This window comes from Parabacteroides sp. AM17-47 (assembly GCF_003434625.1).
Lineage (GTDB): Bacteria > Bacteroidota > Bacteroidia > Bacteroidales > Tannerellaceae > Parabacteroides > Parabacteroides distasonis.
In genome coordinates this window covers 1,893-2,343 of record NZ_QTLI01000055.1, presented here as the reverse complement: position 1 = coordinate 2,343, position 451 = coordinate 1,893, and the positions used below count along the sequence as shown (strand labels likewise).

Here is a 451-nt window from a genome sequence, read left to right as displayed (position 1 = left end):
AGCTCCGTGTAGAGCAGGTCGTAATCGGAAGACAGGGCGAAATTGTCATCCGAGAGGTCATAGACGGAGAACACGTTGCCGACAAGCGGCAGCAGTTTCAGGACAAAGGCTTCACGCTTCTCTTCCGGCACTTCATCGGCAAACTCGTTTTCCACGACTTCGCGGAGGATGGCGTAACGGGAATAATGCAGCCCGCGCAGCAGCGTGTCCATCGCCAGTTCCTGCGCACCATCGGCGGGATAGCCTTCAAGCCGTGCCCTCTCATACGTTTCGGCGGCACGGTCGGCCCGTTCCCGTATGAAAGCGGTGTCGTCAGCCTGTTCAAACTTGTTCGTGCGGAGATAGTCCAGCAGGTACAGACCGTAATAGGAAAAGTCGGTCTGACCCTCGTTTTTCTTCTTGTTGTTCATTACTTTGGATTTAGCGGATTGATAATTAACGGGATAATCGG

Annotated in this window: 1 protein-coding gene; it reads right to left on the bottom strand. The window is 53.9% G+C overall.

Going from position 1 to position 451, the window contains the following annotated elements:
• Positions 1–451: DUF1896 family protein (locus DW205_RS21900; RefSeq protein WP_370016604.1), on the bottom strand; the 451-nt coding region annotated here is incomplete at both ends.